Consider the following 13,533-nt stretch of genomic DNA (forward strand, 5'->3'; position numbering starts at 1 on the left):
TCCTTTAAAGCATAGCCGCCAACATGGCGGCTATGAACATTTTAAACTCCATCAATTATCCACAGCGCACAAACCCGCCTCGCTTGTTAGCCAGGCAGGCGGGCTTTTTTTGCATGGGGGCGTTATGAGCAATTTCCGCCTCAGCAAAACCAGTTTGTTGCGTCTTAAACAATGCCACCCACAGCTTTGTATTGTGGTTACACGCGCTATTCAGATATGCGGCATTGATTTTATGGTTGGCTGCGGTATACGCACCATTGAAGAGCAGCGCGCCAATGTTGAGAAAGGCGTCAGTAAAACCCTTGCGAGCAAACATTTACCCCAAGCCGACGGTATGAGCCATGCGGTGGATTTGTGGCCGTGGGTAAATGGGCGCATACCGTGGGAGGACTGGCCGGCCTTTGAAGAAATTGCTAAGGCCATGCTCACTGCCGCTGACGAGCTAGGTGTCAACCTGCGCTGGGGTGGCGACTGGAATCGAAACGGGCGAAGTGACGACGAGCGCTTTCTGGATGGTCCTCACTTTGAGTTGGTGGGTGCGCTATGAGTTTAGATGCAATCAAACTACTACCACCAAATGTACCATCGCGCGGCTTTCACGGCTCGCGCAAGCGCTTCACAACCGGTTGGAACGACCGGCTTGCTGCTGAGTTTAACCGTCATTTAAAAGGCGCTCCCGTCGTTTTTAACAATCCGTATGGCCCTGTTCATTTGGCAAATAGCTATCGCGCCGGGTGGAGTGCTGTAACCGATATGGACATTCGCCGCCTGATTTTATTGAACACCGCAGACGCAAGCGAGCCACTGACTGGCAAGCGCCTGTTTGATGAAACCCGCCAACGCTTGTTTGGCAATGCTCGTGAGGCCCGTCATGTGGGATAAAGTAAAAGACTTCATTGGGGGTAACGCCCCGGTTATTGGTTCGCTCTTGGGTGGTCCAGCAGGTGGTGCAGCAGGTGCACTTGTTGCTAGCTGGCTAGGGGTGGAGAACGACCCCAACAAAATCTTGGAGAAGCTTCAAACTGACCCGAACGCCATGGTTGCGATTAAGCAAATGGAAAGCGATGAGCGCAAGCAATTGCGCGAGCTTCAGTTTCAAGCCGAAATGGCGAAGCTGAAAGATCAGCAGCATCAACATGAGCAGCAGCAAGAAACCATTCGCACCGGTGATACGGCTGAGGATGAATACGTGCGCCGCACTCGCCCTAAGATTGCGCGCCGTTCGTTTTATTTTGGTGCGCTCTATATCGGTGTCATGGAAGTCTTAAATGCCTTTGATGTAGGCACTGGCGCAAGCTGGGAAATGGCAGGCATTATCCTGTCACCGGTTTGGGCTTACATGGGATTTCGCACTATTGATGGCTTTGGCAACAAGTTCAAGTTTTTAGGCAAGAAGTAATGGATGAATTTGACCGCGCACAAGAATTAGAACAGCGGCAACGTGATCAGGCAATCAGCCGGGCGCGCCATCGGAAACGCGAAGCACCTCGCATGCACGATGGCGTGCGCGTGTGCATTGATTGCGATGAGCCGGTGGAGCCTGCGCGTATTGCGTTACTCCCCGACGCGGCACGCTGTATTAGTTGCCAGACAGACCACGAACGGAGGCGTTAATGGATTGGGTAAAGGATTATGCGCCGTACATCATTGTCATCATGCAAGGCGTGATGCTGTTGGTGTCGCTGTGGCTGTCAAAGAACTTTGCTTCACGCCAGCGCGTGGAGAGTAACGAAGATAATACGAGCAACCAATTTGCATCGATGAATTTACGACTGCAACGCGTTGAGGATGCGGTGGCCAATCAACCCACACATCACGATGTGAGGCAGTTAGAGCGCAAACTGAGCGATGTTAGCTCAGATATAAAGCGCGTTGAACCTTGGATTAAACAGCTAAGCAATCACGTTGATATGCTGATTGAGAAGGAGCTAAGAAACAAATGAGTTTACGTGAAATTCGCGCTGAAAGCTTTCGCTTATCCATCTTGATAGCGCTACTCAACGAGCCTAGCTACCGGATGAATGACAGCGAAATTCGTACTGTGTGCGCCCACTTTGGCAACACCATGAGTGCCGACGAGTGTCGCAGCCAACTGGCGTGGCTTGAGCGTCAAGGCTTAGTCACAACAGAGAGTCACACTGGCTACACCATAGCCAAATTAACCAGCAGTGGCCAAGACGTTGCCGAAGGCATTATTACATGGCCTGGCGTAAAGCGTCGGAGAGCATAACGTGACCAAAAAAACACGCGGGAAGCCTTCAAAAGTTGACTTGCTGCCGGGTCAGATTAAAAGCCGCCTGGATAAACTCCTGCGCGACAAGAAGTTCACGCAAGCCGACATTCTTGGGCAGGTGAATCAAGCGATTGATGCATCTGGTCTTTCTGATGATTTGAAGCTGTCACGCTCGGGGCTTAATCGTTACGCAACCTCAATGGAAACGGTTGGCCAGCGCATTCGTGAGGCGCGTGCCATATCTGACCAATGGATATCAAAGCTAGGCACGGAGCCCACTGGCGAAGTTTCACAGCTACTGATTGAGATGGTGCGCACCTTGGCATTTGACCAGGTGTTAAAAATGAGCGATAGCGGCGAGACCGTTGAGCCCAAAATGCTCAAGGACTTATCACACGCTATTGAACGCCTAGAGAAGGCAGCGGTTGAATCAACTAAGCGCGAGATTGAAATTCGCAAACGCATTGCCGAAGAGGTTGAAACCGACTTGCGCGGTGCTGATGGCATGTCTGAAGACTTAGAGAACCGCATCCGAGGCATCTTGCTCGGCAAGGAGTAACCCGTGGAGTATGGCGATGGCTGACTTAAGAGTTATATCGGCACCACGCAAAATTAACCTGCGTGAAGCGTGCCAAGATGCCGGCGTTGAACTTCCGGATACCGCTCAGAGTTTATCACCGGCCAAACAGCCGGTGTTGCTTCCTTATCAGGCGCGCTGGGTGATGGATGACGCGCAGATTAAGATTTGTGAGAAATCGCGCCGTACCGGTATCACTTGGGCAGAGGCCAGCGACAACGTCATGACGGCGGCCAAGCCGAAACGCCGCCAAGGCGCGAACGTGTTTTATGTTGGCTCCAAAAAGGAAATGGCGCTGGAGTACATTGCGGCCTGTTCCTTATTTGCCAAAGCTTACAATCAGCTGGCTGAAGCCGACGTTTACGAACAGACGTTCTGGGATGAAGGCAAGAAAGAAGAAATACTCAGCTACATGATCCGCTTTCCCAATAGCGGCTTTAAAATTCAAGCACTCAGCTCTCGCCCATCGAACTTGCGGGGTTTGCAAGGTGATGTGGTAATTGATGAGGCTGCGTTTCATGAGGCGTTAAACGAGCTTTTAAAGGCAGCGATGGCGCTCACCATGTGGGGCAACCGCGTACGTGTTATTTCAACGCACAACGGCATTGATAACCTTTTCAATCAATACATTGAAGACGCCCGTGCTGGCCGCAAAGATTACTCCGTACACACTATCACGCTTGATGATGCCATTGCTGAGGGCTTATACAAGCGCATTTGTTACGTTAACGGCAAGGAATGGTCGCTGGAGGCGCAGCAGGAGTGGCGCGATAAGCTCTATAAGAACGCACCGGATGAAGCGTCAGCAGATGAGGAATACGGTTGTATTCCGAAGCAAAGCGGCGGCCACTATATTAAGCGTGTACTCATTGAGCAAGCCATGGTGGCCGACCGCTCAATTCCGATTATTCAACTGCAAGCGCCAAAGGATTTTGAATTGCGCAGCGAGCAGGCACGCGATGACTTTATCGAAATGTGGTGTGAAGTGAATTTACTGCCACTACTCGAAAAACTCAACCCACTGCACCAGCATGTATTTGGTGAGGACTTTGCCCGTCGCGGCGATATGACCGTGTTTTTGCCGCTTGAAATAAAACCCGACCTAATGAAACGCACCCCGTTTATGGTTGAACTATCCAAGCTTACTTATGACGCCCAGCGCCAAGTTATGTTTTACGTGCTAGAGCGATTACCGCGCCTGCGCGCAATGGCATTTGATGCCACGGGTAACGGCGGGTATTTAGCTGAAGCGGCCGCACTCAAGTACGGCGTAGAAATGGTAGACCAGGTCATGCTTAACGATACCTGGTACCGCGAATGGATGCCGAAAATGAAAGCCGCGTTTGAGGATGGAACCTATGAGCTGCCGCGCCACCAGAATGTACTTGATGACTTTGCTAAGGTTCAGGTGAAAAACGGGATACCGAAAATTGATAAGGGTAGCGACAGGCAGAGCGACGGCACCAAGCGTCACGGCGATTTTGCTGTAGCTTTGGCTATGGCCGAGCGGGCGTCGTGGATGGATGGCGCACCAATAGAGTTCGAGGCGCTACCAAGCAAGCGTCGCGAGCAGGATATAGATGACGACGAGCCATGGCACACTGCTAGTGGCGGCTGGTAGGAGAGATTCATGAAGCCAAGAATAAAAGTATACAACGGCGAGCGGGTCGATTTGGCCGCACTGCAAGAGGCACAAACGCAGCGCTCCGAAGTTTCGCACTTGCTTCAGCATTTTAGTAACCACCCCAGTCGCGGGTTAACCCCAACGCGGCTGGCTGCTATTTTGTCCGATGCAGAGACGGGTAATCTGGTTACACAGTGCGAGCTTGCCGAAGACATGGAAGAAAAAGATGCTCATATCTTCTCAGAGCTGCAAAAGCGCAAGCGCGCAATGCTGAGCGTTGATTGGGTGATTGAGCCGCCCAAGGATGCCAGTAGAGAAGAGATTCGCGATGCTGAAATGATCACTGAGTGGCTCGAAGATAGCGACTTTCTCGATGATTTGATTTTGGATATGGGTGACGCCATAACCAAAGGTTTTAGCGCAACAGAAATGACGTGGAACTACACAGATAAGTTGTGGTTGCCTGATTTTGAGTGGCGCGACCCGGCGTGGTTTAAAACCCACAGCTTGTACCGCAACGAAATTCGTTTGCGCGACAACACACCAGAAGGTCAAGTGTTAAATCCGCTGAATTGGGTGGTGCATCGTCATCAGGCCAAGTCTGGTTATCTCGCGCGCACTGGGTTGGTGCGGGTTTTGGCGTGGCCATATTTATTTAAGAACTACTCAGTTCGTGACTTAGCTGAGTTTCTTGAGATTTACGGGTTGCCGCTGCGCCTGGGTAAATATCCAACTGGTGCGACTCGCGACGAAAAGAGCACACTATTAAAAGCCGTGATGTCAATTGGCCACAATGCCGGCGGGATCATTCCAAAAGGTATGGACATTGAATTTAAAGATGCGGCCAAAGGAACCTCAGACCCATACAAAACCATGATCACCTGGGCTGAACAATCACAGTCAAAAGCGATTTTGGGCGGCACCTTAACCAGCCAGGCAGATGGCGCAACATCAACCAATGCGCTAGGTAATGTGCATAATGAAGTGCGCCAAGAGCTGCGCGATTCCGATGTGAAGCAAATTGGCCGCACGTTAACCGAGCAGCTTATTATGCCGTTTTATATGCTAAACGGTAAAAGCTTCACCAGTGCGCAACGCCGCATGCGCTTTAGTTTTGACACCAAAGATGCAGAAGACCTTGAAAGCTTCAGCACGTCACTCAACAGCTTGGTTGGCGCAGGCATGCGCATATCGCGCAAATGGGCGCATGAGAAAGCCAACATCCCAGAGGCGGTGGACGACAAAGATTTACTAACGCTCAACAGCGGTTTTCCGCCGCAGCCAACTGCCGCCACTAAGCGGGCTATTGCGACACTGCGCCGGGAGCCTGGTGTTGATGATGATGCAACGCAGGCCATGACCGAACAGTTAGGCACACGTATGCAGCCGTTACTTAACGATATGACCGATGAAGTCAAAGCGCTAGTCGAGAACGCAACGTCATTAGAAGAGCTGCAAGACGCACTTGCCGAGCTGGATATTTCAAGCGATGAAGTAACTCGCTTATTTGCACAAATGATATTGGCATCAGAGCTGGCCGGCCGTTCCGATGTTGAGGACGGCGTTTAATGTCGAGCGCTAAGTATGGCTCGCTGCCATTTGAAGAGGCCATAGCGTACTTTCGGCAAAAGCTGAACGTGCCAACTGAGCGCTGGGCGGATATTTGGGCGGCAGCTCACGACAAGGCGTTTATGGTGGCCGGTGCCATGAAAAACGATTTGCTTAATGACTTTCGGTCAGCCGTTGACGAAGCCATTGCCAATGGTCGCTCTATAGGTTGGTTTAAACGTGAGTTTAATAACATCGTTGCTCGCCACGGATGGGAGCACACCGGCACCCCTGGTTGGCGCGCATCAACTATTTATTCCACCAACGTGCGCCAGAGCTACAACGCCGGGCGGTACGAGCAATTGCAGCGCTTTCCATACTGGGAGTATCGCCACGGCGATTCACGCGTGCCTCGCGTGTTGCATTTATCATGGGATGGATTAGTGCTGCCTAAAGATGATCCGTGGTGGCAAACGCATTTCCCTGCTAGTGGTTATGGCTGCTCATGCAAGGTTTTCGGGCGCAGCGAAAACGAAATGCGTCGCCGTGGACTAACACCAGGGCAAGCACCAAATGACGGCACCTATGACTGGACCGACAAAGTTACCGGCGAGGTGTTCACGTTACCACGCGGCGTTGATCCGGGGTTTGAGTACGCACCTGGCTCAAGCCTTGAGCGTAGGGCCATACAAAAGATGGCTGCTCGGAAAGCGCAGGATTTTGCGCCCCCACCCCGCGTGGTGCCTGATTTATTCTCAACGGTATCTGGGGTTAACAACAACGCCATCAATTCCGTTTGGGCAAACGCACCGCAGGCGCTGGGCACTTCAGTTGAACAACTTGCTTCATTTATGGCCGTGCATCCAACCAAGACGCTGTTTATTAAGCAGGCAGAAATTGGCACGCGCAATCGGGCCTCTTACGCAATACAGGACGATGTGGCAGCGTACTTAGGGTTAAATTCACGCGACCGTCAGTGGACCTATGGGCGTGCAACCCGCGCTGCTGGCTATACCGCATTACCGTGGGATTTTACTGTGGTTAAAGTTAAATCCACGACGCGGTTATCCAATGTTGATTTGAACCGTATTCGCGATGAGGTAAAAAACCTGATCACCGAGCGTACCATCGGCACCACCGAGTGGTCAGTTTCACGCCGCCTGCGACAAAAGGGCTATAATGATGATGGCATCTTGATAACGTGGCTGCACGAGCTTGGCCACCAAGTACACTTTTGGGGCGGCCAATCATCATGGCCACAGTCATTAAGTGCGGCCTCAGTCACGCGTTACGGTGCGACGAATGCCGAAGAGTTCTTTGCTGAGCACTTTGTATTGTGGTTCTTTGCCCGCGACGAATTGATGATTTACAACCCTCAAATAGCGCGTTGGATTGATGAGCAAATGACATCAGCCTTAAGTTCAACTGAAAAAGGAAAATGGAAACCATGAGTCAAGAACCCGATGTAATATCCGCAGCCATGCGCATTGCGGCCAGTGACCCAACGCTAGCAAATGCCAAAGAGCTAAATCGTTTAATGCGAAGCGCTAAAGGCGACGACAAAGACGCTATTGCCGACTTAATCGAAACCTTTCTTATGAGCGTACAAGACCCGCAATTACGCATGCAACTTATGGATGAGCTTCACTGATGGCTGGTGCACGAATTGAAATTGATGCGACCACACAGGTCATTGCGGCGGCCATTGCGTCACTGCGTAGCCAAGCACAAGACCTTGCTGAACCGTTTGCGGAGATTGGCGAATACCTGATTGAGTCGCATCAAGACCGATTCAAGGCCGGCGAGTCGCCCGATGGTCAGGCCTGGGCACCGCTGAGCGAGGCTTACAAAAAACGCGCCAAGCGCCCCAGCGAAATACTGATTGAAGATGGCTTTCTTATGGGTACGCTAAATTACAACCCCAGCGGCAGCGAGCTGCTATTCGGCACGCCAATGGAATATGGTGCGGCGCATCATTTTGGTTACGAAGAAAATAACTTGCCCGCTCGACCTTGGCTTGGTTTGTCGCCATCGGACAGTGATGTGGTGGTGCAGATTTTCCGCGCGCATCTCTCAGAAGCGATTTAAGCAGCATAAATTAACGTTTGGCTACATACACCAGTATTCGTTGAGATAATGCCGCCACGGAAAATTTAAACGGGTTTTAAACACTATCCCACATGAAAGATAAAACCCCATTGTCCGCTGCCGGGCAAAATGATTATTTTCTGGTTGAAAATCGCCCGACCATTATTCATAGTGGCGGCACTAAGAACCACCCCCAAACCCCAAGAAAGTAGCAAAACTCTTTAATCCCAAGCTCACCGACGCCCCCGCCATGATGGGGGCATGAAAACGAAACACACCCAAACCCCAATTGCCGCTTTGACGGCCAGCCGTACCGAGCCAAACCGCTCGGCTCTTGCTGCTTTGAGCACCGTAATGACGCAGGCGGACGTTGGCAAGAAGCGCGTTCAACTGCTGCCAGACGGTGTTTTCCGTGCCGCAAAAGATGGTCGTCCGCACGATGCCCCTTATTGGAAGCTTGATAAAGATATCGCTGAGCGATTGATTCAGCGAGTGTCGGCGCGCGCCAATGACTTGCACTTCGATTACGAACATCAAACGCTGCATGCCGAAGAGAATGGTCGTGAAGCTCCAGCAGCCGGATGGTTCCGCGAGCTGGAATACATCCCAGGCGAAGGCCTGTTTGCCATTGAGCCGCGCTGGACAGCTAAAGCTAAAGCCTATATTGAAAATGAAGAGTATCGCTACGTGTCAGCGGTGTTCGCCTATGACCGCGAGACCGGTGAAGTAACCGACCTTTACCACGCTGCACTGACTAACGACCCCGGCTTAGACGGCATGAAGTCTATCGCCGCTATGAAGCATTTCAGCTCCAGTTCCCAACCGCCCGAAGATTCGGGCATCACTCCAACACAGGAAGATAGTCCGATGAACGAAGCAATGAAACTGTTGCTCGCGACGCTCGGTATCGAATTTGAGGAAAAAGCCCTCGAAGACGCTGCCGCGTGCAAGGCTCTTGCTGATAAGGCAAACACAGCTATTGCTGCTTTGAAAGCAACGGCCGCCAAATCAGACGAGCTGACTACGCAAGTCGCAGCACTGAAGAGCAAGCAGGCTGATCCAGCCAAATTCGTCCCAATTGAAGTGGCCAATGAATTGCGCGAGCAAATCGCAGCCCTCAAGAGTGGCGATGAGGAAACGCAAATTACCGCGTTAATCGAAACTGCGCGCCAACAAGGTCGCTTAATTCCAGCCGAAGAAGACTGGGCGAAAAACTTGGCCGCAACTCACGGTGTCGAGGCGTTGAAGTCAAACTTGGCAACGCGCCCTGCTATTGCAGCGCTCGTGCGCAAAGGTGACGACAGTGCCACCGGCAAAGGTGGTGATAAAACCACCACGGTGCCAGATAACGACGTCGAACTCACAGCGGATGAACTCGCAATTTGCAAAAACTGCGGCATCGACCCTGCTGAGTATCGCAAAACGAAGGGAGCCAAGTAATGCAACTCACTGAAGACCGCAATACGGCACGCTCGGAGTTAACCGTGGTTCAAGACCCGGTTGCCGCAGCGGTGCGCATTTTCGCTGGCGGTATCACCATGCTCAATGCGGCTGGTGACGCTGTCCCTGGTTCAACCGCAACCGGCTTAACTCCACGCGGCATTGCTCAAGAGCATGTTGATAACCGCGCTGGTGCAGCGGGTGTGGCCACTGTGCTTTCGCGCCGGGGCTGCCACAAGGTTGCTAACGACGGCACGATTACTCGCGCCGATATTGGTGGGCTGGCATATGTCGTTGATGACCAAACTGTTGCAAACAGTGACGGTGCTGCGACACGTTCAGCTCTTGGCAAAATCATTGACGTAAACGCCGATGGCGTTTGGGTCGATATCGCTTAAGGGGCGTTTTCATGATTATCAACAAAGCGAACTTAAGCATCATTTATACCGCTGTTAAAACTGCTTTTAACAAGGGCTTAAAGGATGCCACTGAGTATCAAAGTCGCATTGCGACGGTGGTGCCATCGAGTACCAAAGAAGAAAACTATAAGTGGCTAGGCCAGTTCCCACGATTACAGAAGTGGATTGGCGACCGCACCGTGAAGAACTTAAAGGCGCATAGCTACTCCATCACCAACGAAAAATTCGAGTCAACCATTGCTATTCCGCGTGATGACATCGAAGACGATACGTATGGCGTGTTTACCCCTCTATTTGAGGAGATGGGTCATGCTGCTAAGACACACCCGGACGAATTGGTGTTTGGCTTATTGGCGCAGGGTTTTGACCAGCTGTGCTATGACGGCCAAAACTTCTTCGACACCGACCACAAGGTTGGCGATGAGTCAGTGAGTAACATGCAGGCCGGTGCCGGCGTGCCATGGTACTTACTTGACACCAACCGCCCATTAAAACCAATCATCTTCCAAAAGCGCCGCGATTACGACTTGAAGTCTCGTCAGGACGAAACCGCTGAGAGCACCTGGTTGCGTGATGAATACGAGTACGGTGTTGACGCTCGTGTGAATGCTGGTTTTGGTTTGTGGCAGTTGGCGTTTGGCTCAAAGGCCGACCTGACTGAGGCTAACTTTGATGCAGCGCTTGAAGCCATGATGGCGCTCAAATCAGACGAAGGTCGCCCATTAGGTGTCCGCCCGAACCTTTTAGTGGTGGGTCCGAAGAACCGCGCCAAAGCCAACAACGTCATTGAAGTGATGAACAAAGAAGGCGGCGCGAGCAACCCGAACTACAAGGCTGTTGAAGTTCTGGTTGTACCTTGGCTTGAGTAACGTTAACGCATTGCGTTAGCACACCTCCCTGGTGCCGCCTGTGCAGTTTGGCGGGCGGCATTTTTTAACGAAGGAAAAGATCATGACTAAGCAGACTTTAATTGCGGTGATTGCAGCTGTTTCTGCCGCTGACGGTTATCGCCGAGCGGGCATTGACTTGCTAGCAGGCAAGAACGAACTGGAGTTGACCGAGGCGCAATTGGCGCAGTTTGAGGCAGACCCGCGCATTGTGGTGACGCGCAAACCCGCGACCGATGAAGGCGTTATGGGTAACGCAAAAAAAACCACAACCGATGACACCGGAGCTAACAGTAAGAAAGCTGAGAAAGTGACATTTGATGTGGCAGCTCCGGACGAAATCGACTTGTCCAAATTTGAACCAGAAGGCTTAGCGCATTATGCCGCTGCGCTTCACCAACTACATAAATCAGGTGCCCTTGAGCTTAACGCCCAGGGCAAACCGAATGTTGATGACTTGGCGGTTGAAGTGGACGGCAAAACTGTTAAGCCAAGCGCCTCAGACCGCGATGCGGTGTGGGATGGTTACAAACAACTGATTGGTGCGTAAACGATGCCGTACTGCCTAGTGACTGACCTTGTGGCGCGTTACAGCGAAGCTGAACTGATTGCGCTAACCGACCGCGCTGGAAGCGGCGCGGTTGACCAGAGCGTTGCACAGCACGCCATTGATGACGCTTCGGCGTTGATTGATGGTTATCTGCTTGGCCGTTATGAATTGCCGCTTCAGCCGGTGCCGAGCGTATTGACGCCAATTTGCGCAGATATCGCCCGCTATCAACTGTACGACAATGAAGCGCCCACGGTCGTCACTAAGCGGTACGAAACCGCCATTGCATTTCTTAAATCTGTTGGCAAAGGCGAAGTCACGTTGGGCATTCACACCGACGGCGGCTCACCAGGCTCGACAGACTTACCCGAAATTCAGTCGGGCGGCAACGTGTTCAACCGCAATAAATCAAAAGGCTTTATCTGATGTTGCGCGAGCAGGTCGAGGCGCGGCTACGTGCACTGGCTATTGATGGCCAGCCCGTATTCAAGACCATTGAATCGGCCACCAACCTCGATTCGGTAATTAAGGGCAACCGCATTGCAGCGGATACGGCCTTTATTGTGCCGATGGCTGATCGAGGTGCGCCGCAAGAGTTAACCACGATGCGCTTTCAACAGCATATACAAGCCACCGTGGGTGTTGTCATTGCGTGTCGCAATATCAACGACACTTTTGGCAAAGATGCGATAGAGCGTTTGGAGTATTTAAAGCAGCTCGTACGCAAACACTTACTAGGGTGGGAGCCAGATGGCATGGAAACCCTCCTATTTGACCAGGGCCGCATTGTGTCATTTAGCGCATCGGCCGCTTTTTGGCTAGAGCAATACCGTTGCCGATACACATTTAGAGGATAAGACCATGTCTCGCAAGACGAAAAAACGCTTATTACTCGCCGCGCTCGCTGGTGCAGCCGGCGTCTACGGCGAAGACCATATTATCGATAACGCAATCACCCCAGTGGCGATTCAAACCATGGGTTTGGAAATCACGCCGATTGAAGCCACTGAAGTGGACCGTGAGTTTGATAACGGCCGCCCTGGTAACAACAAGTTCTTGGTGGTTGGCCAGCACTGCAAACTGACATTCTCAGTCGAGCTCACAGGCGGCGGTGATGCTGTCACGCCGGCTAACTACGCCATGCTACTGCAAGCCTGTGGCTTCTCTGAAACCGTTGATTTAGCGGATGTGAGCTATGCCCGCATTGTTGATGACACGGTGAAAGATATTACTTTGCACGCTTACATTGACGGCGTTAACCATAAAGTGGTTGGTGCTCGCGGCACTTATAAGTACCTCGGCAAAGTGGGCGAAGTGGCAAAAATTGAATTTGAATTCACCGGCCTCTTTGGTGGTCTTGCGGGTGCAGCAATGCCAGCGGCGGACTTTTCTGGCTGGCAGCAACCGGCGGTCTTCGGTTCAAAGCACACAACATTCACGCTAGATGGTAGTGAACTGGAGCTATTCGACTTCGAGCTTGATGGTAAGAATGAGGTGATTTACACCGAAGGCACCCGGTCAGAAAAAGTACACATTACCGACTGGAAGCCAGACGGCAAAATCGTCTTTGAAGCACCCGCCCACGGCGATTTAGACCCCACATCGATATACATTGCGGGCGCAACCATGCCGATGTCATTGGTGCACGGCACTGCTGCCGGCAACATTGTGACCATCGCCACCACAGCGATTCAGCTCGGCAAGCCTACCTACGCCGACAAAGATGGCGTTTTAACGTTCGATTGCCCATTCCGGGTGATCGCTGATGAAACCATGGCGACGTCGTAAGTCGCCTTTACCAGGGAGTAAGAACATGGGTTTTGAAATTAAGGTCGTGGACGAAGTGAACTGGCCGGTAACGGCTGATATTCCTCAAGACGGCGGCAAGGTGGAAAAGCATAAGTTCTATGCGCGATTCCGCTTTATTGATCGTGATGAGTTCAACCGACTGTCTGCACTGGGAGAGGAAGCATTACTCCGTCATACGCTACTGGGCTGCGGCAACACCGCCAAAACAATAGAGATAGACGAAGCCAAGGTACGGAAGGTTTGCAACATTCCGTATTACGCCACAGCTATCTACCAAGCTTATTTGCGATTCTTGGTGGGCTCTGAGTCAAAAAACTAGAAACCGCCGCCCGTCAGCTCGCCAAGGGCTCTTCAAATT

20 protein-coding genes are annotated in these 13,533 nt (G+C 51.9%); all 20 read left to right on the plus strand.

The window, feature by feature from the left end; translation table 11 throughout:
• Positions 1-124: 124 nt before the first annotated feature.
• Complete coding sequence (locus KGF88_RS07625) at positions 125-547, plus strand: M15 family metallopeptidase (protein ID WP_153825878.1); 423 nt, start codon at positions 125-127, stop codon at positions 545-547.
• Positions 544-882, plus strand: a complete 339-nt coding sequence (locus tag KGF88_RS07630) for a hypothetical protein (protein WP_153825879.1) — start codon at positions 544-546, stop codon at positions 880-882. The genes KGF88_RS07625 and KGF88_RS07630 overlap by 4 nt, the downstream gene beginning before the upstream one ends.
• Positions 872-1,399, plus strand: coding sequence for a hypothetical protein (locus KGF88_RS07635; protein WP_153825880.1), 528 nt, complete (start codon positions 872-874; stop codon positions 1,397-1,399). Before KGF88_RS07630 ends, KGF88_RS07635 begins: the two co-directional genes overlap by 11 nt.
• Positions 1,399-1,614, plus strand: a complete 216-nt coding sequence (locus tag KGF88_RS07640) for a TraR/DksA family transcriptional regulator (protein ID WP_153825881.1) — start codon at positions 1,399-1,401, stop codon at positions 1,612-1,614. The genes KGF88_RS07635 and KGF88_RS07640 overlap by 1 nt, the downstream gene beginning before the upstream one ends.
• Positions 1,614-1,943, plus strand: a complete 330-nt coding sequence (locus KGF88_RS07645; protein WP_153825882.1) for a DUF2730 family protein — start codon at positions 1,614-1,616, stop codon at positions 1,941-1,943. Before KGF88_RS07640 ends, KGF88_RS07645 begins: the two co-directional genes overlap by 1 nt.
• The gene (locus tag KGF88_RS07650) at positions 1,940-2,230 is read left to right on the plus strand and encodes an ArsR family transcriptional regulator (protein WP_153825883.1); all 291 of its coding nucleotides are present in this window, start codon (positions 1,940-1,942) and stop codon (positions 2,228-2,230) included. Before KGF88_RS07645 ends, KGF88_RS07650 begins: the two co-directional genes overlap by 4 nt.
• 1 nt (position 2,231) lies before the next feature.
• A complete protein-coding gene (locus KGF88_RS07655) occupies positions 2,232-2,792 on the plus strand; it encodes a DUF3486 family protein (RefSeq protein ID WP_162014449.1) in 561 nt (186 codons plus the stop codon).
• Positions 2,793-2,808: 16 nt separating this feature from the next.
• On the plus strand, positions 2,809-4,431 hold the full coding sequence (locus KGF88_RS07660; protein ID WP_202912490.1) for a terminase large subunit domain-containing protein: 1,623 nt from the start codon (positions 2,809-2,811) through the stop codon (positions 4,429-4,431).
• A gap of 9 nt (positions 4,432-4,440) precedes the next feature.
• Positions 4,441-6,003 carry a DUF935 domain-containing protein gene (locus KGF88_RS07665; RefSeq protein WP_153825885.1) on the plus strand — a complete coding sequence of 521 codons (1,563 nt, stop codon included), beginning with the start codon at positions 4,441-4,443 and terminating at the stop codon, positions 6,001-6,003.
• A complete protein-coding gene (locus KGF88_RS07670; RefSeq protein ID WP_153825886.1) occupies positions 6,003-7,433 on the plus strand; it encodes a phage minor head protein in 1,431 nt (476 codons plus the stop codon). The genes KGF88_RS07665 and KGF88_RS07670 overlap by 1 nt, the downstream gene beginning before the upstream one ends.
• Positions 7,430-7,633 (plus strand): hypothetical protein, encoded by a 204-nt coding sequence (locus KGF88_RS07675; protein ID WP_153825887.1) that lies wholly within the window; start codon positions 7,430-7,432, stop codon positions 7,631-7,633. Before KGF88_RS07670 ends, KGF88_RS07675 begins: the two co-directional genes overlap by 4 nt.
• Positions 7,633-8,070: a phage virion morphogenesis protein gene (locus KGF88_RS07680; RefSeq protein ID WP_153825888.1), complete on the plus strand. Its 438-nt coding sequence runs from the start codon at positions 7,633-7,635 to the stop codon at positions 8,068-8,070. The genes KGF88_RS07675 and KGF88_RS07680 overlap by 1 nt, the downstream gene beginning before the upstream one ends.
• A 261-nt stretch (positions 8,071-8,331) precedes the next feature.
• The gene (locus tag KGF88_RS07685) at positions 8,332-9,510 is read left to right on the plus strand and encodes a phage protease (protein ID WP_153825889.1); all 1,179 of its coding nucleotides are present in this window, start codon (positions 8,332-8,334) and stop codon (positions 9,508-9,510) included.
• Positions 9,510-9,908 (plus strand): hypothetical protein, encoded by a 399-nt coding sequence (locus tag KGF88_RS07690; protein ID WP_153825890.1) that lies wholly within the window; start codon positions 9,510-9,512, stop codon positions 9,906-9,908. The genes KGF88_RS07685 and KGF88_RS07690 overlap by 1 nt, the downstream gene beginning before the upstream one ends.
• Positions 9,909-9,919: 11 nt before the next feature.
• Positions 9,920-10,798 (plus strand): Mu-like prophage major head subunit gpT family protein, encoded by an 879-nt coding sequence (locus KGF88_RS07695; protein WP_153825891.1) that lies wholly within the window; start codon positions 9,920-9,922, stop codon positions 10,796-10,798.
• A gap of 82 nt (positions 10,799-10,880) precedes the next feature.
• A complete protein-coding gene (locus KGF88_RS07700) occupies positions 10,881-11,366 on the plus strand; it encodes an HI1506-related protein (RefSeq protein WP_153825892.1) in 486 nt (161 codons plus the stop codon).
• A gap of 3 nt (positions 11,367-11,369) precedes the next feature.
• Positions 11,370-11,792, plus strand: a complete 423-nt coding sequence (locus KGF88_RS07705) for a gp436 family protein (RefSeq protein ID WP_153825893.1) — start codon at positions 11,370-11,372, stop codon at positions 11,790-11,792.
• Complete coding sequence (locus KGF88_RS07710) at positions 11,792-12,223, plus strand: phage tail terminator protein (RefSeq protein WP_153825894.1); 432 nt, start codon at positions 11,792-11,794, stop codon at positions 12,221-12,223. The genes KGF88_RS07705 and KGF88_RS07710 overlap by 1 nt, the downstream gene beginning before the upstream one ends.
• Before the next feature lie 4 nt (positions 12,224-12,227).
• On the plus strand, positions 12,228-13,154 hold the full coding sequence (locus KGF88_RS07715) for a hypothetical protein (protein WP_153825895.1): 927 nt from the start codon (positions 12,228-12,230) through the stop codon (positions 13,152-13,154).
• Positions 13,155-13,179: 25 nt separating this feature from the next.
• Entirely contained in the window at positions 13,180-13,494 is a 315-nt protein-coding gene (locus KGF88_RS07720; protein ID WP_153825896.1) for a hypothetical protein, read from the plus strand.
• Positions 13,495-13,533 lie beyond the last annotated feature (39 nt).

Source organism: Idiomarina loihiensis (genome assembly GCF_024584785.1).
GTDB lineage: Bacteria > Pseudomonadota > Gammaproteobacteria > Enterobacterales > Alteromonadaceae > Pseudidiomarina > Pseudidiomarina fusca.

Excerpts from the sequence above, each read along its gene's own strand:
- KGF88_RS07640 (WP_153825881.1), top strand. The coding sequence starts at position 1,399 with ATGGATGAATTTGACCGCGCACAAGAATTAGAACAGCGGCAACGTGAT.
- KGF88_RS07675 (WP_153825887.1), top strand. The coding sequence starts at position 7,430 with ATGAGTCAAGAACCCGATGTAATATCCGCAGCCATGCGCATTGCGGCC.
- KGF88_RS07705 (WP_153825893.1), top strand. The coding sequence starts at position 11,370 with ATGCCGTACTGCCTAGTGACTGACCTTGTGGCGCGTTACAGCGAAGCT.
- KGF88_RS07625 (WP_153825878.1), top strand. The coding sequence starts at position 125 with ATGAGCAATTTCCGCCTCAGCAAAACCAGTTTGTTGCGTCTTAAACAA.
- KGF88_RS07650 (WP_153825883.1), top strand. The coding sequence starts at position 1,940 with ATGAGTTTACGTGAAATTCGCGCTGAAAGCTTTCGCTTATCCATCTTG.
- KGF88_RS07680 (WP_153825888.1), top strand. The coding sequence starts at position 7,633 with ATGGCTGGTGCACGAATTGAAATTGATGCGACCACACAGGTCATTGCG.
- KGF88_RS07665 (WP_153825885.1), top strand. The coding sequence starts at position 4,441 with ATGAAGCCAAGAATAAAAGTATACAACGGCGAGCGGGTCGATTTGGCC.
- KGF88_RS07710 (WP_153825894.1), top strand. The coding sequence starts at position 11,792 with ATGTTGCGCGAGCAGGTCGAGGCGCGGCTACGTGCACTGGCTATTGAT.
- KGF88_RS07715 (WP_153825895.1), top strand. The coding sequence starts at position 12,228 with ATGTCTCGCAAGACGAAAAAACGCTTATTACTCGCCGCGCTCGCTGGT.
- KGF88_RS07700 (WP_153825892.1), top strand. The coding sequence starts at position 10,881 with ATGACTAAGCAGACTTTAATTGCGGTGATTGCAGCTGTTTCTGCCGCT.
- KGF88_RS07635 (WP_153825880.1), top strand. The coding sequence starts at position 872 with ATGTGGGATAAAGTAAAAGACTTCATTGGGGGTAACGCCCCGGTTATT.
- KGF88_RS07660 (WP_202912490.1), top strand. The coding sequence starts at position 2,809 with ATGGCTGACTTAAGAGTTATATCGGCACCACGCAAAATTAACCTGCGT.
- KGF88_RS07645 (WP_153825882.1), top strand. The coding sequence starts at position 1,614 with ATGGATTGGGTAAAGGATTATGCGCCGTACATCATTGTCATCATGCAA.
- KGF88_RS07685 (WP_153825889.1), top strand. The coding sequence starts at position 8,332 with ATGAAAACGAAACACACCCAAACCCCAATTGCCGCTTTGACGGCCAGC.
- KGF88_RS07695 (WP_153825891.1), top strand. The coding sequence starts at position 9,920 with ATGATTATCAACAAAGCGAACTTAAGCATCATTTATACCGCTGTTAAA.
- KGF88_RS07630 (WP_153825879.1), top strand. The coding sequence starts at position 544 with ATGAGTTTAGATGCAATCAAACTACTACCACCAAATGTACCATCGCGC.
- KGF88_RS07720 (WP_153825896.1), top strand. The coding sequence starts at position 13,180 with ATGGGTTTTGAAATTAAGGTCGTGGACGAAGTGAACTGGCCGGTAACG.
- KGF88_RS07690 (WP_153825890.1), top strand. The coding sequence starts at position 9,510 with ATGCAACTCACTGAAGACCGCAATACGGCACGCTCGGAGTTAACCGTG.
- KGF88_RS07670 (WP_153825886.1), top strand. The coding sequence starts at position 6,003 with ATGTCGAGCGCTAAGTATGGCTCGCTGCCATTTGAAGAGGCCATAGCG.